This is a genomic window from Exiguobacterium sp. ZOR0005, assembly GCF_000798975.1.
GTDB classification, from domain to species: domain Bacteria; phylum Bacillota; class Bacilli; order Exiguobacteriales; family Exiguobacteriaceae; genus Exiguobacterium; species Exiguobacterium aurantiacum.
Map to the genome: position 1 here is coordinate 77,170 of NZ_JTLB01000034.1, position 20,871 is coordinate 98,040.

23 protein-coding genes and 1 other annotated feature are annotated in these 20,871 nt (G+C 51.6%); of the genes, 5 read left to right on the forward strand and 18 right to left on the reverse strand.

The features are described from left to right. Positions 1–87: 87 nt before the first annotated feature. From rnhC to L971_RS14000, 3 genes are all read left to right on the forward strand, one after another. A complete protein-coding gene (gene rnhC / locus L971_RS13990) occupies positions 88–999 on the forward strand; it encodes a ribonuclease HIII (RefSeq protein ID WP_024371408.1) in 912 nt (303 codons plus the stop codon). Between the two features lie 72 nt (positions 1,000–1,071). Further along, positions 1,072–1,884: an alpha/beta fold hydrolase gene (locus tag L971_RS13995; protein ID WP_029334728.1), complete on the forward strand. Its 813-nt coding sequence runs from the start codon at positions 1,072–1,074 to the stop codon at positions 1,882–1,884. A 344-nt stretch (positions 1,885–2,228) separates the two neighbouring features. Then, positions 2,229–3,251 (forward strand): PTS transporter subunit IIC, encoded by a 1,023-nt coding sequence (locus tag L971_RS14000; RefSeq protein ID WP_047376378.1) that lies wholly within the window; start codon positions 2,229–2,231, stop codon positions 3,249–3,251. Between the two features lie 43 nt (positions 3,252–3,294). Here the strand turns inward: L971_RS14000 and pheT are convergent, their stop codons facing one another. The 9 genes from pheT to infC all read right to left on the reverse strand — a co-directional run bounded on the left by pheT (position 3,295) and on the right by infC (position 10,846). Beyond that, the gene (gene pheT / locus L971_RS14005) at positions 3,295–5,670 is read right to left on the reverse strand and encodes a phenylalanine--tRNA ligase subunit beta (protein WP_047376379.1); all 2,376 of its coding nucleotides are present in this window, start codon (positions 5,668–5,670) and stop codon (positions 3,295–3,297) included. Between the two features lie 12 nt (positions 5,671–5,682). Next, on the reverse strand, positions 5,683–6,705 hold the full coding sequence (pheS, locus tag L971_RS14010; RefSeq protein ID WP_024371404.1) for a phenylalanine--tRNA ligase subunit alpha: 1,023 nt from the start codon (positions 6,703–6,705) through the stop codon (positions 5,683–5,685). Between the two features lie 300 nt (positions 6,706–7,005). Next, positions 7,006–7,752 carry an RNA methyltransferase gene (locus L971_RS14015; protein WP_029334725.1) on the reverse strand — a complete coding sequence of 249 codons (747 nt, stop codon included), beginning with the start codon at positions 7,750–7,752 and terminating at the stop codon, positions 7,006–7,008. 1 nt (position 7,753) lies between these two features. Beyond that, entirely contained in the window at positions 7,754–8,833 is a 1,080-nt protein-coding gene (locus L971_RS14020) for a M42 family metallopeptidase (RefSeq protein WP_047376381.1), read from the reverse strand. A 22-nt stretch (positions 8,834–8,855) separates the two neighbouring features. Continuing rightward, positions 8,856–9,338 carry a dUTP diphosphatase gene (locus tag L971_RS14025; RefSeq protein ID WP_024371401.1) on the reverse strand — a complete coding sequence of 161 codons (483 nt, stop codon included), beginning with the start codon at positions 9,336–9,338 and terminating at the stop codon, positions 8,856–8,858. A 23-nt stretch (positions 9,339–9,361) separates the two neighbouring features. Continuing rightward, the gene (locus L971_RS14030) at positions 9,362–9,616 is read right to left on the reverse strand and encodes a hypothetical protein (protein WP_024371400.1); all 255 of its coding nucleotides are present in this window, start codon (positions 9,614–9,616) and stop codon (positions 9,362–9,364) included. A gap of 86 nt (positions 9,617–9,702) precedes the next feature. Beyond that, complete coding sequence (gene rplT / locus L971_RS14035; RefSeq protein ID WP_024371399.1) at positions 9,703–10,062, reverse strand: 50S ribosomal protein L20; 360 nt, start codon at positions 10,060–10,062, stop codon at positions 9,703–9,705. Between the two features lie 28 nt (positions 10,063–10,090). After that, positions 10,091–10,285, reverse strand: a complete 195-nt coding sequence (rpmI, locus tag L971_RS14040) for a 50S ribosomal protein L35 (RefSeq protein WP_021065641.1) — start codon at positions 10,283–10,285, stop codon at positions 10,091–10,093. 30 nt (positions 10,286–10,315) lie between these two features. Beyond that, a complete protein-coding gene (infC, locus tag L971_RS14045; protein WP_024371398.1) occupies positions 10,316–10,846 on the reverse strand; it encodes a translation initiation factor IF-3 in 531 nt (176 codons plus the stop codon). 39 nt (positions 10,847–10,885) lie between these two features. Beyond that, positions 10,886–11,029, reverse strand: a sequence feature (ribosomal protein L20 leader region). A 156-nt stretch (positions 11,030–11,185) separates the two neighbouring features. On the opposite strand from infC, the gene L971_RS14050 reads away from it, so the two are divergent. Further along, a complete protein-coding gene (locus L971_RS14050; RefSeq protein ID WP_029334723.1) occupies positions 11,186–11,395 on the forward strand; it encodes a hypothetical protein in 210 nt (69 codons plus the stop codon). Positions 11,396–11,425: 30 nt separating this feature from the next. Here L971_RS14050 and L971_RS14055 read toward each other — a convergent pair whose 3' ends face one another. The 8 genes from L971_RS14055 to L971_RS14090 all read right to left on the reverse strand — a co-directional run bounded on the left by L971_RS14055 (position 11,426) and on the right by L971_RS14090 (position 19,579). Then, positions 11,426–12,292 carry a DUF1002 domain-containing protein gene (locus tag L971_RS14055; protein WP_024371396.1) on the reverse strand — a complete coding sequence of 289 codons (867 nt, stop codon included), beginning with the start codon at positions 12,290–12,292 and terminating at the stop codon, positions 11,426–11,428. Positions 12,293–12,404: 112 nt separating this feature from the next. Next, positions 12,405–14,342 (reverse strand): threonine--tRNA ligase, encoded by a 1,938-nt coding sequence (gene thrS, locus L971_RS14060; RefSeq protein WP_024371395.1) that lies wholly within the window; start codon positions 14,340–14,342, stop codon positions 12,405–12,407. Between the two features lie 309 nt (positions 14,343–14,651). Further along, a complete protein-coding gene (gene dnaI / locus L971_RS14065; protein ID WP_024371394.1) occupies positions 14,652–15,566 on the reverse strand; it encodes a primosomal protein DnaI in 915 nt (304 codons plus the stop codon). A gap of 5 nt (positions 15,567–15,571) precedes the next feature. After that, positions 15,572–16,924 carry a DnaD domain protein gene (locus L971_RS14070; RefSeq protein WP_024371393.1) on the reverse strand — a complete coding sequence of 451 codons (1,353 nt, stop codon included), beginning with the start codon at positions 16,922–16,924 and terminating at the stop codon, positions 15,572–15,574. A gap of 42 nt (positions 16,925–16,966) precedes the next feature. Beyond that, positions 16,967–17,434, reverse strand: a complete 468-nt coding sequence (gene nrdR / locus L971_RS14075) for a transcriptional regulator NrdR (protein WP_024371392.1) — start codon at positions 17,432–17,434, stop codon at positions 16,967–16,969. Positions 17,435–17,446: 12 nt separating this feature from the next. Continuing rightward, entirely contained in the window at positions 17,447–17,818 is a 372-nt protein-coding gene (locus L971_RS14080; protein WP_024371391.1) for a hypothetical protein, read from the reverse strand. 111 nt (positions 17,819–17,929) lie between these two features. Beyond that, on the reverse strand, positions 17,930–18,316 hold the full coding sequence (gene speD / locus L971_RS14085; protein WP_024371390.1) for an adenosylmethionine decarboxylase: 387 nt from the start codon (positions 18,314–18,316) through the stop codon (positions 17,930–17,932). A 231-nt stretch (positions 18,317–18,547) separates the two neighbouring features. Beyond that, positions 18,548–19,579, reverse strand: coding sequence for a glyceraldehyde-3-phosphate dehydrogenase (locus L971_RS14090; protein WP_029334719.1), 1,032 nt, complete (start codon positions 19,577–19,579; stop codon positions 18,548–18,550). Positions 19,580–19,734: 155 nt separating this feature from the next. Here L971_RS14090 and L971_RS14095 point away from each other — a divergent pair, with 155 nt between their 5' ends. Continuing rightward, positions 19,735–20,217: a site-2 protease family protein gene (locus L971_RS14095; RefSeq protein ID WP_024371388.1), complete on the forward strand. Its 483-nt coding sequence runs from the start codon at positions 19,735–19,737 to the stop codon at positions 20,215–20,217. A 48-nt stretch (positions 20,218–20,265) separates the two neighbouring features. Here L971_RS14095 and coaE read toward each other — a convergent pair whose 3' ends face one another. Continuing rightward, positions 20,266–20,871: a dephospho-CoA kinase gene (gene coaE / locus L971_RS14100; RefSeq protein ID WP_024371387.1), complete on the reverse strand. Its 606-nt coding sequence runs from the start codon at positions 20,869–20,871 to the stop codon at positions 20,266–20,268.

Below are 20,871 nucleotides of genomic sequence, written 5' to 3' on the forward strand. Positions count from 1 at the left end.
TTTCATACGAAAAAGCCGGGATGTTGGTTTCAAAATCCACCAAAAAAATGTAAGATTAATTTGCGAGACAGAAAGGAAGTGCTCCTGTTGGGCAATCAAGTCATCAAATTATCGGTCGAGGCGCAACGTGCCCTCATCGAAACGTATTCCTCCCAAGCGGTCAGCCCGCCTCCTCACGCTCGTTTCTGTGCAAAGACACCGACGTGCGTGATTACCGTCTACAATTCGGGTAAAGTCATGTTCCAAGGCCGAACCGCTGAACAAGAAGCAGCGAAATGGGGAGACGTCATCCAAAAGGCGGCATCCGTCCCTAAAACGACATTGCCTGAAGGCTTTTCCGACTGGTCCGTCATCGGTAGCGACGAAGTCGGAAAAGGCGACTTCTTCGGTCCACTCGTCGTCGTCGCCGCCTACGTGTCGAGCGACAACATCGCACTCGTCAAAGAACTCGGCGTCAAAGACTCCAAGTTGTTATCGGACACGGACATCAAGCGCATCGCCCGCGACTTGCACGTCACCATCCCGTATCAAAAAGCAACGCTCCATAATCCGATGTACAATAAGATGCAACGGACGATGACACAAGGAAAGATGACGGCAATCGCCCATAATGCTGCCTTGTCGGCGTTATTAAAAAAACTGGATCAGAAGCCAGACGCTATCTTGATCGACCAGTTCGCCGAAAAGAACGTCTATTACAGACATTTAAGCGGTGAAGCCGCTGTCGTGAAGGACGATGTCTTCTTTTCCACCAAGGCGGAAGGACTTCACGTGGCCGTCGCCGCCGCCTCGATTTTGGCGCGCGCGTTCTTTTTGAAAGAAATGGACAAATTGAGTCAAACCGTCGGCGTCACGTTACCAAAAGGAGCGGGCGCCAAAGTCGACCAAGTCGCCGCCACGTTGATTAAGCGTGATGGCGTCGAACGGTTGAATGACATCGCTAAAGTTCACTTCGCCAACACGAAAAAAGCCGTGCGTTTGAGCGAGTTGAAACGATAGTGCTCCTCGTCGACATATGGTATATTTGTTTCAAGGTTTAATGAACTTAAAAATTTTTGGAGGATAGCGTTCATGTTGCATTATAAAACGTATACATTAAGCGACGATCATCCTTGGGTCATCTTTATTCATGGCGCCGGGGGGAGCCTGTCTCACTGGTATCGTCAAATCCGACCGTTTAAAAAGAAATACAACGTCCTGTTGCTCGATTTGCGCGGCCATGGCGGATCGTATGATGCCGAGCAATCGTTGACGCAACCGCTCAACGCGTATACACTCGACGTCGTCGTCGAGGACGTGGTCGAAGTGATGGACCACTTGAACATCGAAAAAGGCCACATGGTCGGTCTATCGCTCGGGACGATCGTCATTCAAGCGATGTTCGAGCATCATCCGGAACGAATCGCCTCGGTCGTGCTCGGGGGCGCGATCGTCAAATTCAACGTTCGATCGACGTTGTTGATTCGTCTCGGCAGCCTCGTCCAAAGCTTCGTCCCGTACATGTGGCTCTATCAACTGTTCGCCTGGATTTTATTGCCGAAAAAACGCCACAAGAAGTCTCGGATGATGTTCGTCCGCGATGCGGCTAACCTTTGCCAGCGTGAATTCATCCGTTGGTTCAAAATGACCGAGAACATGAATCCGTTGCTGCGCCATTTCTCTTCGATTCAAACGTCCGTTCCAATCTTGTACGTGATGGGAGACGAGGACTATATGTTCCTTGAGGCGGTCGAACGCACGGCAAAACATCAGCCGACAGCGAACGTTCACGTCGTCCATGACTCCGGTCACGTCGTTAACGTCGACCAGCCGGACATCTTCAACACCGTATCGATGAACTTTATCGATGAACAAGTCGGATTGATCACGGCTAGCACGTCTTAACGAATTAACTCAAGAAAGGTAACGCTTACAAAAAAGAGCGGTTACCTTTCTTTTTTTTCGGCCGACAAATATTTTCAAATAAATTTTCAGAAAATATTGATTATTGAAAATTATCGTGTTAGTCTAAGACAAATCTTAGCAAAACGGAGGAGCGAAACGCCATGCATACACAGACACAACACGGCCTGCTGATTATTATTCGACGAAGGGACTGAAAATCGACTCGATGACCGAGACGAATTTTTGGGCCCTTGTTTCGATGGTTTCGGACGAGGCGCTCACCGTTTGTATCGTGCGCCTATCCCATCCGGATAGGTTTTTTTATTGGAAAATAGACAGAGGAGATGATGGAAGTGAAACAGTACGCAATGGATCGAATGATTAAAATATCAGCAGGAATGGCAAGTGCCGTCCTCGTCACGCTCGGGGTCGGACTGCTGATCGAGACGATCGGTAAAATGACAGGACTCGATATGCTCGTCACAATCGGCCAAGTCGCCAAGTCCTTGCTCGCTCCGGCGCTCGGTGCCGGTGTCGCCTATCAGCTCGGCGGGAATACCCTCATTTTATTCAGTTCGATGATTGCGGCGACCGTCGGCGGGGCCGCGCTCCAAACGACCGAAAGTGGACTCGTCCTCGTCCCTGGTCAACCGATCAGTGCGTTGATCGCAGCGGCTGCTGCCGTCTGGATTGGAAAGCGTGTACTCGGGAAGACGAAGTTTGACATGATGGTCGTCCCGGTTTCCGCCGTCCTTGGCGGCGGCATCGTCGGCGTCGGGGCTGCTGCCGTCACGACACCGCTCATCAACTCGATCAGCGCTAGCATCACGGCTTCCGTCAATACGTCACCAATCGCCACATCACTCGTCATCGCACTCGTCTTCAGTGTTATGCTCATGTCACCGGCTTCATCGGCCGCGCTCGCCATCGCGCTTCAACTCGATCCAGTCGCGAGTGCTGCCGCCTTGATCGGTTGTACGGCCCAGTTCGTCGGTTTCACGCTTATGGCCTATCGCCAAACCGACCCAGGCGGTTTGGTCGCATCGTTCTTCGTCACACCGAAAGTCCAGTTTCCGAACGTCGTCAAAAATCCACGCGTCGTCATGCCGCCGTTCATCGCGGCCATGATCAGCGCCCCGATCGCGACGCTCTGGTTCTCGCTCGAAGTACCGTACGAGATTGCCGGCCTCGGTTTGAACTCAATGATCGCACCACTCAACATCTTGGCGGCGCAAGGCGTCGAAGCGTTCGCCATCTTCGTCGGCACGGGCGTCGTGCTTCCGGCAGTCATTACGTTCCTTCTTTATAAAGTGACTTGCCTCGTCGGATGGACGAAGTTTGGTGACTTGGCACTCGAAGTGCAATGACAAAAACTGCGATTCCTAAGTTTAGGAATCGCAGTTTTTTGTGTTAAGCGCGAACGTCAGCGCCGTGAGCTACTTTCACAGCGGCGATAATCGCCTCGTAAGACGCTGTCACTTCTTCATCTTGAAGCGTGCGCGTCGGATCTTGATATTTAAGTGAGAAGGCGAGCGACTTCTCGTCTTCCCCGACGTTCTCACCCGTGTACACATCGAACAACGCGAGATCGATCAACAGCGGTCCAGCCGCCTGTTTGATTGTCGCTTCGACTTGACCGGCCGGGATGTCATGCTTCAACACGAGCGCTAAGTCGCGTGTGACGGATGGGAAACGCGGCACGTCTTCATAGATGAGCTCGGCTGTCTGTTGCAACACGTCCAAGTCAAGTTCGAACACGTACACTTCTTTCAACCCGTACACGTCTTTGGACACGCCTGGGTGGACTTGTCCGACGTAACCGATGACACGTCCGTCGATGAGCACGTTTGCGGTACGACCTGGATGCATATCCGCAACCACGGCCGCCTCATACGTCGCTTCGACACGTAGCGCAGCCAAGAGCGTCTCAACAGCCCCTTTGGCAACGAAGTAATCGACCGGGACACGCGTTCCTTGTGAACGGTGATCGTACCAGAGTCCCGTCAATACGCCGGCGACCCGCTCCGTTTCACGCGGCAACGTCTCACCTTGTTCGACATAGACGCGTCCTGTCTCATACAATCGCACGTTGGCTTGTTGACGCGACGTATTATAACGAGCCGCCTCGAGCAAACCTGGGATGATCGATGTCCGGAGCACCGAACGCTCTTCGCTCATCGGCATCGCTAAATTCACTTGCGTCAAATCGGCCCCACTGAAGCGCGAGGCGTTCCCGACACTCGTGAGCGAGTACGTGATGGCTTGCGACAGCCCTGCGCCTTGAAGGACACGACGGACGTGACGTCGCAACACGTTCTCTTTCGGAAGATACCCTTTCGAGCGCGACGCCGGAAGGCTCGACGGAAGACTGTCATAGCCATAGAGGCGTGCCACTTCTTCCGTGATGTCAGCCGGCAATTCCAAGTCAGGACGACGAGACGGTACGTGAACCGTCAACGTCTCATCACCGGTCACATCGAGACCGAGACGTTCCAAGATGCGGACGATCGTCGCCTGCTCAAGATCCATCCCGAGTCGATGGTTGATATAAGCGACAGAGACGTCAATCGTCCGGGCCGCCGATTCTTTGTCCCCAGCGATGACGATGTCGCTGATTGTGCCACCGCTCACTTCGACGATGAGTTCGGCCGCACGATCAAGGGCCAATTGCAACCGTTCCGGGTCTACCCCCTTTTCGAACCGGGCACTCGAATCCGAGCGTAAACCGAGCGTCCGGCTCGTCTTACGGACCGAGGCCGGTGCGAAATAGGCCGACTCAAGGATGATGCTCGACGTCGTCGCATCGACTTCAGTGTTCGCTCCACCCATGACACCGGCTATGGCGACAGGCTGTTCGCCGTTCGTGATGACCATCATCGAGGCATCGAGCGTGCGCGTTACGTCATCGAGCGTGACGATTTCTTCCCCGTCATGTGCTTGACGAACAGCAATCGTCGTTCCGAGTTTCGCCGTATCGAACGCATGAAGCGGTTGACCTAGCTCGAGCATGACGTAGTTCGTCACATCGACGACGTTGTTGATCGGACGGACGCCTTCTGCAATCAAAATGTTTTTCAACCATTGCGGTGAGTCACCGATGACGACGCCGTCGACACGGCGTGTCGCATAGTACGGACAGTTGTCTGTCTCGAGACGAACGCTGACCGTGTTCGCGACATCAGTCGTCACGTCGGCAGTCGGTAATGTGTATGGACGCTCAAGAATGGCCGCGACTTCATGAATGATCCCGTAAAGGCTCAAGCAATCCGAGCGGTTCGGAGTCAATCCGAGTTCGATTACTTCATCGTCGAGGTCTAACAGGCGGATGACGTCTGCACCGATTTCGACAGGTTCACGGAACGTGTGAATGCCGTCCTGCTCGTCTTCACGAATTTGTTTTTTCTCGAACCCGAGTTCCTCGAGCGAGCAAATCATCCCTTGCGACTCGACGCCGCGTAGCTTCGCTTTCTTGATTTTGAGTCCCGGGAGACGGGCTCCGACCGTCGCCACGATGACGTGTTGACCGGCGGCGACGTTCGGCGCGCCACAGACGATTTGGACCGGGCTTTCCGCGCCGATATCGACCGTCGTCACGTTCAATTTGTCAGCCTCCGGATGCTTCTCGCAAGCGAGGACATGCCCGACGACGAGTCCCGACAAACCTTCAGACCGGCTGACGACACTCTCGACTTCAATCCCGTTTTTCGTGATTAAGTCGCCAAGCGTTTGTCCGCTCAAATCGGATACATCAATATATTGATTCAACCATTTTTTTGATAATAACATGTGTGATCCCCCTTAGAATTGCTCGATGAAGCGTAAGTCGTTTGTATAGAAGTGGCGAATATCGTCCACCCCATGTTTTAACATCGCCATCCGTTCGACACCGATTCCGAATGCGAATCCAGACATCTTCGTCGAATCATAGCCTGCCATCTCGAGCACACGTGGATGCACCATCCCAGCACCCAAGATCTCAATCCAGCCCGTCTTCTTACAGACGTTGCAGCCTTTGCCGCCGCACTTGAAACAAGAGATATCGACTTCGACTGACGGTTCGGTGAACGGGAAGAAACTCGGACGGAGACGAATCTCACGCGTCTCACCGAACAGCTGCTTGACGAACGATTCGAGCGTCCCTTTCAAATCAGCCATCGAAATATGCTCATCGATGACGAGCCCTTCGATTTGCATGAACTGATGCGAATGGGTCGCGTCATCCTCGTCGCGGCGGTACACTTTGCCCGGGCAGATGATGCGAATCGGCTGTCCGCCTGCTTCGAGCATCGTCCGTGCCTGTACAGGGGACGTATGCGTCCGGAGGAGCGTCTCGTCTGTGACATAGAACGAATCCTGCATGTCGCGGGCCGGATGGTCTTTCGGGAGGTTGAGCATCTCGAAGTTATACAAGTCGGTCTCGACTTCCGGACCTTCGGCGATCGTATAGCCGAGGCCGACGAACAAATCTTCCATCTCATCTACAATCTGTTGAAGCAAATGCGTGTGTCCTGGCAATGACGTCCGACCTGGGAGCGTGACATCAATCGTTTCCGCCGCGAGTTTCGCTTCGAGTTCGACTGCCTTCACTTCCTCGATCCGGGCCTCTAACGTATCTTGGATTGTCGTGCGGACCGTGTTGACGAGTTCGCCGACGGCAGGTCGTTCTTCAGGTGAGAGTTTCCCCATCCCGCGCAACACTTCGGTCATCGGCCCCTTTTTGCCTAAATATTTGATGCGGACGTCGTTCAACGTCTTTTGTGTCGATGCCGCCCCAATCTCTTGGAGCGCCTCTTGTTGTAACAACTCTAACTGTTCTTTCATTACTAGTTCCTCCTCTACAAAAAAAGCCCCTTCAGTCGATGACTGAAGGGACGAATAATCGCGGTACCACCCTGCTTGGCCGTTTGAGGCCCACTTAAGAGGCATCGTTATCGAGATGCCAACCCGGTGTTGTCTCCAACACGACTCCAGAGTGAATTCGGCGCCGCCCGAGGCATCGGCTCTCAATCACGGCCCATGCTCCCTGTACTCGTTCGGTAGTTCGCGTACTATGCTCCTTCAACGTCTATACTATTACGTTCAATACAACTAACCTATCATGATTCAAAAAAGCTGACAAGTTTATTTTAGCGCGATCCGATACATGAGGATCCCGGCCGCGACCGCGGCGTTGAGTGATTCGGCGTCACCGAGCACCGGGATATGGACACGCGTGTCACACAAGGCAAGGACGTCAGCGTGAACGCCTTGCGCCTCGTTCCCGATGACGAGAGCGACTTTCTCGTTGAAGTCAACTTGGTCGTATGACTTCGCTTTTGAAAGGGCCGTCCCGTACACGTGGAAGCCTTCACTCTTTAATTCAGGTAACGTCTCGAGTAAATCGACCGAGCTCACGTTCACGTGGAACAGTGAACCTTGCGTCGCCCGGACCGCCTTGGCGTTATACGGGTCGACCGTCCCTTTTCCGAGCAAGACGGTATCAAACCCGGCCGCATCAGCCGTCCGAATCATCGTCCCTAAGTTGCCAGGGTCTTGAATCCGATCGAGGACGAGAACGTGCTTCATCTTCCGCTCGACCGGGGACATGTTCACGACAGCGAACACGCCTTGCGTCTTCTCCGTCTCAGACAACAAATCGGCGACGTGGTCCGATAACTCGAGCACAGGCATTTCATCTAGACGCCACGAGTTCTTTGGCGAGTATGATTCACCCATGATCAACTGAACGAGACGACCGGCACGAATCGCCTCGTCGACCAAATGCTCGCCCTCGACAAGAAATTGCCCGGACTCTTGTCTGCCTTTTTTCGTCATCAACCGTTTCAACCGCTTGATGGTCTCACTTTTCGTAGACGTGATTTTCGTCATATTATCCCTCTTTCAACCATTGAACCGTTTCTTGATCTAATCGTTTTGTGAGTGCGACGACTAAGTCGACCGCCGCCTCATAATCCGCTTTATGAATAATCGAGACGTTCGTGTGCAAGTAACGGACCGGTACCGTGAGCGCTACGGCCGGCATCCCGACACCTGATAGATGGAAACGACCGGCGTCCGTACCGCCACCCGGCGTCAAGTCTAATTGATACTTGATGTCATTCTCTTTCGCCACGTCAACGATCAAATCGATTAAACGCGGATTCGTGACCGTCGTCGCATCAAAGAAGATGACTTGGACCCCTTCTCCGAGTTTAGACAACCCTTCAGCCGGCGTCATGCCCGGCGTGTCTCCCGGAATGCCTGTATCCACGGCAATGGCGACGTCCGGTTTGATCAAGTTGGCCGCTGTCACCGCACCGCGCAAACCGACCTCTTCTTGGACGGTCGCACCGGAGAAGACGACACCTGGCACGGTTTCTTCTTTCAAACGTTTCGCCGCTTCAATCGCGATGGCGCAACCGATTCGGTTGTCCCATGCTTTTGCCATCAAAAAGTTCTCATTTTTCATGACCGTGAACTCACAATGCGGGACGACCGTATCTCCCGGGCGAATTCCCCATTCGGCGACTTCGTCTTTCGATGTCGCGCCGATATCGAGGAACATGTCCTTGATCTCGACCGGTTTTTTGCGGGCTTCCATCGGCAAGACGTGTGGCGGCTTCGCCCCGATCACGCCAGGAATCTTTTCACCCGAGCGCGTCACGACGTCCATGCGTTGTGCCAATAGCACTTGGTTCCACCAACCGCCGAGTGCTTGGAAACGAAGGAACCCTCCTTCTTCGATTCGTGTCACCATGAAGCCGACTTCGTCCATATGGCCGGCAATCATGACACGCGGGCCATCGGCGTCTCCGGTCACACGCCCGAACAAGCTGCCAAGTCCGTCTTGTTCAAACGATTCGACGTGCGGTTCGAGGTATTCGCGCATGAGAGATCGGACTTCCCCTTCGTTTCCTGGGACACCTGTCGCATCCGTCAATCGTTTTAACATATGTAATGATTCGTTCATCTCATATCGCTCCTTTTTCCGTTTAGTAGCCTTGATCTTGTCGCTCATGGTTCACTTGATTTTTCGACATATACGCCATCATAATCAATTCTTCATTAAACCCTAACGTATAACCGAGTTCGAGATATGCCGCCATCAGCGTCTCGTACATCGCTTCCGTCTTCGACAAACCAAAATTCGTCACTTTCCGGAAAACGTCTAAAAAAGCATCAGTCGCATCAAGATACGAGCTACCGGCCGGGAACGACTCCCGTTCATAACCGAGGGCGAGGCCGAGTGACAGTAAAAAGTGCATGCCGTCAACATACTCCTCTAAGATCACGTCTTGAGGCGACGGGCCTTTCGTCGACCAAAATTTAAAACTACGGGTCTCATTGGCGAGTTCCCCAAGTTCGACGTGTAACGCGAGCAAGCGCTCATCGAATTGGTTCCCGGATAGTTGATGTTCTTCTTTGATCCGCTCATCCAAACGACGCTGCTGATCAAATAATGTTGTCCAGTTCACCGGTTGCTCCTCCTATTCTCCACTTAAAGCAGTACTAAAATCATTAAAGACCAGCCCACTGCTAAAATCAATACTTGTAATTGGACGCTTTTTGGGGCATGAACGGTCTTCTTGCGTGTCAAATGAAGCCCGAACAGCGCACCGATCGCGCCGCCCGCGTAAGCGTATAATATGTTGAAATCACCGTTCCCGTGCGTGTAGTTCTTCGCTTGGATGTACGTGAAGACGTTCAAGACGATGAGCGCCACGGCGATGATTGCTAAAACCGATTGATCCATACGTTCTCCTCCTTCTCTTCATCTTAAGAAATTACCGAGAAAAAAGAAAGCGCCGAGACATTATCTCGGCGCTTTCGTTTGAACGATTAAGCGTTCAATTTTGATTTAGCTGTGTCAGCGAGTGACGCGAACGCTTGTGCATCCGTCACAGCAAGCTCAGCAAGCATCTTACGGTTGATGTCGATCCCTGCAAGCTTGAGGCCGTGCATCATACGGCTGTATGAGAGGCCGTTTGTGCGTGCTGCCGCATTGATACGTGTGATCCAAAGACGACGGAAATCACGTTTCTTTTGACGACGGTCACGGTATGCGTACATGAGTGACTTCATGACCTGTTGTTTTGCTACTTTAAATAGAATATGTTTTGCGCCATAATAACCTTTGGCCAATTTGATTTGCTTTTTACGACGTTGACGAGTCGTATAACCGCCTTTTACGCGTGGCATATAGTTTCCCTCCTAAATTCCTTCTGTATTACTTCGCAATCATGTTGCGAATGCGTTTGAAGTCTCCAGCTGATACGATAGCACCTTTACGGAGCTTACGTTTCGCTTTTGTCGATTTGTTACCAAACAAGTGACTTGTGTAAGCGTGTGAACGCTTGAGTTTACCTGATGCAGTACGTTTGAAACGTTTTGAAGCACCACGGTGCGATTTCATTTTCGGCATGAGTATTTCCTCCCCACTATGACTCGATGATTAATCTTCTTTCTTCGGAGCCAGCACTAAGAACATGCTGCGTCCTTCCATCTTCGGCTTTTGTTCAACTGTTGCCAAGTCGGCACATTCCGCCGCCAATTTTTCCATAACGCGTCTGCCGATTTCCGAGTGTGTGATGGCACGTCCGCGGAAACGGATCGACGCCTTCACTTTGTTTCCATTTTCAAGGAATTTGCGAGCGTTACGCAATTTCGTCTGGAAATCATTTTCCTCGATTGTCGGGCTGAGGCGTACTTCTTTCAATTGGATGACCTTTTGGTTTTTACGCGCTTCTTTCTCCTTTTTCTGGAGTTCGAAACGGTATTTACCATAGTCCATGATTTTAGCGACCGGTGGGTTTGCTTTGTCGGCGACCAAGACTAAGTCGAGTTCAGCCTCTTCAGCCAAGCGTAATGCTTCACTGCGCGATTGCACACCGAGTTGTGCACCGTCCGCTCCAATTAAGCGAACTTCACGGGCACGAATGTTTTCGTTGATAAAGAGCTCTTTGCTAATGGTTAGCACCTCCATCGTGCGATTGCACGAGTTTTAGATTGATAAGACAACATGGCAATAAAAAAAGCGTCGGCAGTTTCCCGCCCACACATCATTTCGAATCCAAAGCGGAACAATTCCGACTTTGAGTTGCGTACATGATGGACCTGACCGAAGCTGTTCGGACGAGGTGAGAAGCGGGCGCTTCTGCTTTGTTGTTTTTAATCACTAAGTCATCTTAACACTAACAGGAAAAGATGTCAAGAATTCGCGCATGAATAATTGGTAGCTCACACTTTTATGATAATAACAGTCATTCCATCGTTTCGCAATACCTTTTGTACGGGAATAAAAATAAAAAAGGGAGGGATGGACATGGATTGGCGAAATAAGATCGGTGATGACCATAATTATCATGACCAAGTCGAGCGGATCGTCACGGAAACGATGCGTCATCACGGACTTGAAGATGAGAAGCTGAAAGCGGTGTTGACCGACCTTCTCGAAGAGATGAACCGGATCACGTTGAAGATTGTCGATGACAACAAGAGCGCGCGGGACTACATCTATAAACGTTGGTATTAAAAAAGGGCGTGAGCCCTTTTTTAAACCTGTTTAATTCGTCAACGATTTGAAGAAGTTACTGAGCGCCGCGAACAATCGGGCGAAGAACCCTTTCACTTCTTCTTGTTCGAGGAAAGATTGGACGTTTTGTCCGGCCCCTTTCAACCCGTCACTGATCGATCCCCAATCGAGGTTCGCTTGTTGCATATTCTCGAACAGACCTGTCAAACGGTTCAGTTGCGTGTCTGACAGCTGGACGTTGTTTTGATTGAGCACTTGAATGACGATATCGCGAATCTCGATGTTCGTCTCTGGTTTTTCGTTGGCGATCGCCGCTTTGATCTCGTTCATAAGACCCGCGACATCGTCTTGGCCGACCGTTTTCCCGATTTCTGACGTGACGGCGAGTTCTTCTTGGGCGAGCGCTTTCCGCTCTTCACTCAATTCGATGCCCGTCTCACTGGCGGTGACGTCATACGCCTTCATGATGCCTGTGAGAGCGGACGTGCCGGTCACGCGAATCGGTGACGTGATGTAGATGTCTGCGTCGGTCACACCGGCCGTGACGAGTGCATTCGCATACATATCTTCCGTCACCCACGTGACGTTCTCCGTCTTAATGTTCAACCCTGTGCCTTCCTCCATCAATTTGATGCGGGCCGACGAGTACATCCCACCCCCACGCTGGGCTTGTGGAACCGCGTCGCCTAAATATTTTTCTTCGTCGGCCACGGTCGCGATAATCGGATCGATGCCGGCCGGTGCCTCGACGCGGTCGAGCACCCACTGTTGCTGGTTCGAGGAGAGCGACTCCCCGAGCGTGACGATTGTATCGTCCACGATGGCTTCTGCGTTTACTTTTGGTATCATGCTCGTCGCGACGACCGAACCGATTGTCAGCGCTACGAATGGTTTCATAAATTTCAAGATAATCACTCCTTTCTTCTACCTTACGTGTTCTCTCACCTATTTCGCATCCGTCTTTAGACCGAAAAGAAGACCACCCTTCCGAAGAAGGATGGTCCCTCGTTTAACGTGAACGATTGGCGATTTCTTCCGTCAACGACGTGATAAATTCGTCGAGTGAAGCCGACACTTGTTCTTGTTGGCCGTAACGGCGGATGTTGACCGCCCGCTCGTCGCGCTCTTTGTCGCCGAGCACGAGCGTCATCGGGATTTTCTTCATCTGTGCCTCACGAATCTTATAGCCGAGTTTCTCGTCGCGAAGATCCGTCTCGACACGGACGCCACGTTTGACGAGCTCCGCTTTCACTTCTGCGACATACTCGTCATGGACGTGCGACACCGGGATCAACTTCACTTGGACCGGTGCGAGCCATGTCGGGAAAGCGCCTTTGTACTCTTCGATCAAGTACGCGACGAACCGTTCCATCGTCGAGACGACACCGCGGTGCAACACGATCGGGCGGTGATCTTTGCCGTCCGGACCTGTGTACGTCAAGTCGAAACGTTCTGGGAGCAAGAAGTCGAGTTGAACGGTCGAGAGCGTCTCTTCTTTGCCGAGCGCCGTGCGGACTTGGACATCAAGCTTCGGTCCGTAGAACGCCGCTTCTCCGTCTGCCTCGAAATACGGGAGACCGAGCTCGTCCATCGTCTCTTTCAACTGACGTTGGGCCGTCTCCCAGATCGCGTCGTTGTCGAAGTACTTCTCTTTGTCGGCCGGGTCACGATACGACAAGCGGAAGCGATAGTCTTTAATGCCGAAGTCGGCGTATACTTCTTGGATCAAATGAACGATGTCTTTGAACTCTTGCTTCATCTGTTCCGGTGTGACGAACGTATGTCCATCGTTTAATACCATGTAACGGACGCGTTGAAGGCCTGTGAGCGCTCCAGACATCTCGTAACGGTGCATACCGCCGAGTTCGGCGATACGAAGCGGCAACTCACGGTACGAGCGCGGCTCGTGCTTGTAGATCGTCATATGGTGTGGGCAGTTCATCGGTCGGAGCACGAGTTCCTCATTGTCCATCTCCATTTTCGGGAACATGTCGTCTTGATAGTGGTCCCAGTGTCCAGACGTCTTATACAAGTCGACCGAGCCGAGAACCGGCGTATACACATGCTGGTAGCCGAGTTCGAGCTCTTTGTCGACGATATAACGTTCGACCGTGCGGCGAATCGACGCACCTTTCGGGAGCCACATCGGCAAGCCTTGACCGACTTCTTGTGAGACGAAGAAGAGATCGAGCTCTTTTCCGAGTTTACGGTGATCACGCTCTTTCGCTTCTTCTAAAAGACGCAAATGTTCCGCGAGCTGTTCTTTCGTCGCCCACGCCGTCCCATAAATACGTTGGAGCATTTTGTTATTTGAATCGCCACGCCAGTAGGCACCGGCGACACTCATCAATTTGAACACTTTCAATTTCGACGTCGATGAAACGTGTGGTCCACGGCAAAGGTCGAAAAATTCACCTTGATGATACATCGTGAGCGTCTCATCGGCCGGAATGTCTTCGAGCAATTCGATTTTGAGCGGGTCCCCGAGTTCTTTATAACGGGCGAGCGCCTCGTCACGTGACACGACTTCACGTGTGATGTCGAGGTTCTCGTCGACGATACGCTTCATCATCTTCTCGATTTCTGGAAGGTCTTCCTCGTTAATGCGACGGTCCATCTCGATATCATAATAGAATCCGTTCTCGATCGTCGGGCCGATCCCGAGATAAATCGAGCCTTCTTCACCGTAAAGACGCTTGATCGCTTGTGCCATCAAGTGCGCTGACGAGTGACGCATCAAATCGAGTCCGTCTTCCGAGTCAGGCATGACGAGCTCGATACGGCCGTCGTGATTGATCGGACGGCGATAGTCAATCAGTTCACCGTCAATTTTGGCGGCGATCGCCTTTTTACGAAGTCCTGGGCTGATCGAACCCGCCACTTCTTCTGCTGTGATCCCCGCCTCGAACTCTTTGACGGCGCCATCTGGAAATGTTAAATGAATCATGTGTCAACTTCCCCTCTCTATTTAGAAAAAAATAAAAAAAGCCCATCCCTATGAAAGGGACGAGCTTTGATTCTCGTGGTACCACCCTCGTTCCCAAGCAGAAGCTTGGCTCGAACACACGATAACGAGTGTGACCCGCCGCACGATTGTCCCGTACGGTGCTAAGAGGGAGTAAGACGGTCGTCGTGTTTAGGAAGCTCGCACCAACCTTCCCTCGCTTAGAAACCCGTATCGACATCTCGTGTCCTCTATTCCTGCATCGGTTATATGCTTATTAGTATAGTCAACCTAATCGAGAAAAACAATCCTTTAACGACGGCGATTTTCACCTTTCAACTCGATTTGTGTCGTCGTCGTTGAAATCCGTTGCATGAGCCGTTGCGCTTTCATCTTATTTTGCGGGGAACCATCGATTGAGAAATGTGTCTCCAGCTCTTCTCCGCTAAAGTTTGAGCTGTATAACGTCGGCAGACGGTGCATCATGCGGTACTGCAAAATGATTCCGAACAATTCGTCACGAACCCATGGGCTGATCGCTTCCGCCCCGATGTCGTCAATCAATAGGACCGGAACGTGTTGGAAAGACGTCAAGAAAGAGTCGAACGAGTCGGTCCGTATTTTCCGTTTCGCCTCGGAGACGAAGCCCGGCGCGTGGACGAGAATCGTCTCGATGTCCGCGACTTTCAACTCATTGGCGATGGCGGCGAGGAGATACGTCTTCCCGACACCGAAGCTACCGTGTAAATAGAGCCCGTTCACTTTTTGACCGGTCTTCATGCCTGAAACGAATCGCATCGCCTCGCGAAGCGCGATCTTTCTGGCATCATCGGACCAATCGAACGAATCAAAGCTCGCTTCCCGTACTTCTTCAGGCAAGAACAGGCTCTTGAACTTACGGTCCATCTCTTTTTGTCGCCGCGCTTGACGATGCTTCACCGTCTCTTCATAACGGATCGCGACTTGTCCGAGATCGACGTAAAGGACTGGTTGATGACCGGGGATGACGGCATGCTCTTCCACGAGTTTCTTCCCGTCCATTTGTTCGGCGTATTCACTCAACTTCGTGAAGCCGATTTCGATCGCTGACTCGTCCAATTCTGGATGAGCGCGTAAAAATGCGATGATGCCCGGATGCTCGAGGGTTCGCCGGCGAATCGACTCGTACGCTTCCCGCACTTCTTTTCGATTCATCATCTGGGCAAGCGTTTGATTGATGCGTTCCATGTCCCTCATCCTTTCTCTTTCAATTCATTGAGCAGCTTGACGAGCTCGGCGTCGTCTGGCACCGAAGACTCGAGCTCTTGTTTCCGCTTCTGATCGTAGGAACGTTGCTCTTTCGCTTCCTCTTCGAGCCATTTCGGTAGCTCGGTCTGTTGTGTCTTCCGTCTCGCCCCGACTGTCGTCCGTTGCACGTTTTCGCGTTTTTGTTGTTTTTTCTCAATCAAGGCGTCTTGTGTCGCTTCTTGCTCGAGCGCGTCTTTCGCATGGAGGTAACCTGCCGTCTTCCAGCTCGTGGCGATGCGCATGACATAATTTTCACTGAGCCGCGTCTGTTTCTTCACTTCGATACAATAGTAGAACAACGCATTGATGACACTTGGCGCGAGGCCGAGCGTATCGACCATCTCGATGATGAGCTGTTCATCACTCTTCGAGAGCTGCGGCGTCTTCCGGAGCGTCGACACGTATTGATGTGGGTGTGCCGTTTCCATGACGGCGACGTCGTGCAAGTCGCCAACCGCTGCCTTTGTCGTCTCATCCGACTTCACTTTTCGGTGCCGCGTCTGCTTTTTCTTCAATTGAAGAACCATTTGACGGCATCCGTCGCGCTTCTCTTGCTCACTGAGCGGCAAGTACGCTTCGTGGACGAAATACTCTTTCAGCATCTCCGCCATCAATTCTTCATCGATTTGGGAGACGTAAGCAAGTTTCGTGATCGTCTCATCAAGCTTCTTCGTGAAGAAACCGACCGGGAAGTTCGTCAACTTTTTGACGATATCCATGTCAAACGTATAGTTGATTTCAATCTTCGCCCGATCCGGTTTCTCATAGTTCTTTTGCGTGAACGCCATATGATTGACGCCTTTGACGTCGAACACTTCATTAAAGTCTTTCGTCACTTCGACGATGCCCGCCGGGAGCGGATCGATCGTGAACCGTCCTTGCAGCTGTTTGAAGCGGACTTCTCCTACTTTATAAAAGAGAAAACTCGACAACAGCCCGTCATTTAAAAACGTGTGCGGTGCGAGCGGTACACGCAGTTGATAGACGTACTGGGTCACGCGGGCATCTTTCGTCTTGTACGTGCGCACGAGACCGATCGCCTCGAGGCGGAACAAACTGTCCGTCAACTCGTTGATCGAATAATCGAGCAGTTCACAAAGCGCACTGTGCGACATATAGTTCGATTTCATCTTGCCCGGTTTCAACTCGCTCCATAGCGTTTGGTATAGCGCGAGCGCTCTCACTCCGATGACCGGTTGGTACAAGTGATAGAGTGACTGATACGATTCGCGATCGATGAGTCCGGTACTCATGATCAATAATTCATCGGTTCCGAATATGGTCCGTTCTTTTTCCATAATGATTCTCCCCTGAAAAAGGGCGACCAGAAGGCCGCCCCTTTAGTTGGTCGATTTCTCTTGCTTCATTAAATCTTCTAACTCTTTAAAGAACACAGAGATATCTTTAAATTGGCGGTAGACCGAGGCGAAGCGGACGTAAGCCACTTCATCGACACGGGCGAGCTCGTTCATGACGAGTTCACCGACTTGTTCACTCGGAATCTCGGACTGGCCGAGGGCACGTAACTGCTGCTCGACTTTCGTGACGACGCCTTCGAGTTGTTCGAGCGTGACCGGTCGTTTCTCACAGGCCCGTATGATGCCTCGAAGCACTTTCTCACGGCTGAACTCCTCTCGATTTCCATCTTTTTTCACGATGATGAGCGGTGTTTGTTCAACGGTCTCAAACGTCGTGAACCGATAACCGCACTGTTCACATTCCCGGCGGCGTCGGATTGAGTAAAAATCTTGGACAGGACGGGAGTCGAGCACCCTCGTTCCGTTATGATCGCATTTAGGACAACGCATGCTCAGCCCTCCTTATCGTTCGACAGATTGGTTTCCGATGGCACGGAGCGGGAATTTTTGCTCTAACGCCTCATAATACTTCGTGACGAGCGGGCCGAGGTCCGGACCGATCCGACTTTCACGATTCATCGTGAAATCGACGGCCGTCCGTCCCCCATCGACTTGAATGATTGTAGCGAGTGCGTCCCAGCCCTCACCGTTAAAAGCAAGTTCCCCACGTTCAGAATCGACGCGACGGACCGTTTGGCCTTGTGTTTTGATTTGTTCACTTAACCATGTCAGCACCGCGTTCGGCGACGCCGCGAAGTAACGGGTGCGCAACGCTTCATTTTTATGCGAATCATCAGTTTGAATATGTGTTTGAAACTTATCGAATAATCCCATTTTCCACCTCAACAACTCATTTATATACGTTAAGCATATCAAAATTAAGGCTCCAACAAAACAATTAAAAGGGCTGACCGAAAATCGGCCAGCCTCAAAAGGTCAATCTGATTATTTGCTGATTGCCACTTGCGCTTCAGGAACACGGATTGGTCCCATCCCACGATCAAGTTTGACGTCTTCACGCACTTTCGCATCCAAACCTTCAGCGATATACTGTGACGCTGTAGCCGGATCGATACGATCCCCACATGTGAACACATCGACTGATGCGTAACCATGCTCTGGGAAACTGTGAATCGTTAAGTGTGATTCTGAAATGATAACGACCCCACTTACACCGTGTGGTGCGAATTTGTGGAAAGCGACTTCGCGGACTTCAGCGCCCGAGCGAAGTGCTGCATCGACGAACAAGCGCTCGATGTAGTCGATATCGTTCAATTTGTCGGGATTGCACTCCCAAAGTTCTGTAATAATGTGACGTCCCATAGTATCCATATTAGTGGATCCCCCTTTACATCAATGGTCTCAAAGTAGTTGATGATCACTCACTTTGTGCCTGAATCGCCCACAACCACGGGGGCAAGTTAGTCCAAAGAGGTCCTAACCCTTTAAGTTGCGTTTGTCAGACCAATTGAAGTTCACGAGATTGAGTGTATCGTGTTTGGGACGTCGTTACAAGATATTTGTTTCAATTCTTTAAAAATATTTTTGGTTAAATATATTTTTTTAAGCGTGGGTTTCTTGTCGCCCGATTTGAAGGTAGCTCGCCACCATGTCTAACAGATCGACGACACGGCACGAATAGCCCCATTCATTGTCATACCACGCGAGCACTTTAACATGGTTCCCGCCGAGCACCATCGTCGAATCCGCATCGATAATCGACGACCGTTCGTCACCGTTAAAATCGATCGAGACGAGCGGCTCGTTCGAGACACCGAGAATGCCAGTCATCTCCCCGTGGGCTGCCCGTTCGAACGCCTCGTTCACTTCGTCAACCGTGACGTCGCGGCGCAGTTCGACGACGAGGTCGACGAGCGAGACGTTCGGCGTCGGGACACGAAGCGCCATCCCGTTCAGTTTACCTTGAAGTTCGGGCAAGACGAGTCCGATTGCTTTCGCGGCCCCGGTCGAAGTCGGTATAATCGAAGTACCACAAGCCCGGGCCCGGCGTAAATCTTTATGTGGATTGTCGATGTTGTTTTGGTCGTTCGTGTAGGCGTGCACCGTCGTCACGAGTCCCGTCTCAATCCCGAACGTCGCGTCGAGCACTTTGACGACCGGTCCGAGGCAGTTCGTCGTGCATGATGCGTTCGAGATGACGTGATCATGCTCCGGTGTGTACTCGCGATCATTGACCCCCATCACAATCGTCCGCACATCACCTTTCCCCGGCGCCGTCAAAATGACTTTCTTCGCACCTGCCGTCAAATGCTTCTTCGCCCCGATGTCAGAATTGAACTTCCCCGTCGCCTCGACGACGATCTCAACACCAAGCTCCCCCCACGGCAGCCTTTCCGGATCGCGCTCCGATACGAGCTCGATTCGTTTCCCATCGACGATGAGCGCATCCCCATGCGCCCGTACCGTCAACGTGAACGGCCCGTGGACCGTGTCGTGTTTGATCAAGTGCGCGAGCGTCTCTGCCGGATAACTCGCATTGATGGCCACGACGTCATGCCGTCCTTCGAGCATCAACTTCCGAAACACCATTCTCCCGATACGTCCAAAACCATTGATTGCCACTTTCGTCCCCATTCTAGTTCCCCCTTTTTTTCTGCGTTACGACACCATTATAACGGATAATTGGAAGCGTTTTCACTATCAATCGTCACATTTCTTTCACTTTTTTACAGTTTCAGTTTTGAAAAAGAGGGAAATTTGGTGTAGAGCTTGGAAAGGAGCTATGTATTATGTTTAGTTGGGGAGACTTAGACAAATTCGTCATCTCGTTCTTTATCATTTTACCGATTGTGACAATTATCCATCAGTTCGGGCATTTCTTTTTCGCGAAATTATTCGGAGGATCGCTTGATATGGAGATCGGGACAGGAAAGAAACTATTTAAAATCGGTCGGCTACAGTTTAACCGCGTCTATTTCTATGACGCTTGGTGCCAATTTTCTGACTTGAAGTATAGTAATCGCTTGACGAGGAGCATCGTCTACGCGGGCGGCTCTATCTTCAATCTAGCTAGTATTTTGATCGTGAACGGATTCATCTTGACACGCGAGCTTGAACCGACGATCTATACGTATCAATTCGCATATTTCTCGTTTTATTACGTGTTCTTCTCGCTCTATCCGATCTACTATTCGAACGGACACCCGAGCGATGGCCGCGCCATTTATGACACGTGGCGAAAAGGAAAACCTGATGCCGACCCGCTCAACTAACAAAAAACGCATCCCGCTTCAAAGATGCAACCATCAAAAAAGAAGGCGTCATTCGCCTTCTTTTTTGATGGTCTGAAACTGTTCGACAAGTCGTGTCACTTGAGGCGGCAGTTCACTTAGCGCCCCGTTGTTATTGATGAGGAAATCGGCATGATGCTTTTTCTCTTCGATCGGCATTTGCGACTGAATGCGCGCGAGCGCTTCTTCTTTCGTCAAACCGTTCCGTTCCATGAGCCGCATCAACTGAATCTCTTCCCGGCAGTAGACGACGACCGTGTAATCGACGAGGTCGCGCATCGTCCCTTCGAACAAGAGTGGAATATCGAAGATGACGACGGTCTCTCCCGCCGCCTCATACCCCCGCATCTCCTCTTCCATCTGTTCACGGATGGCCGGATGCATGAGTTGATTGAGCAGTTGCCGCTTATGAGCGTCATGGAAAATCTCTCGTCCGAGCGCCGGCCGATTCAACTGTTCACCTTCAAAACAACGCGGAAACGCTTCGCTTACAGCGGTGTGCGCTTTCCCGCCTGGTTCCACGACGACACGGGCGATTTTGTCAGCATCGATGATCGGGATGCCTTCTTGTCGGAATAGACGTGATACCGTCGATTTCCCTGTCGCGATCCCACCTGTCAACCCAATCTTCAACAT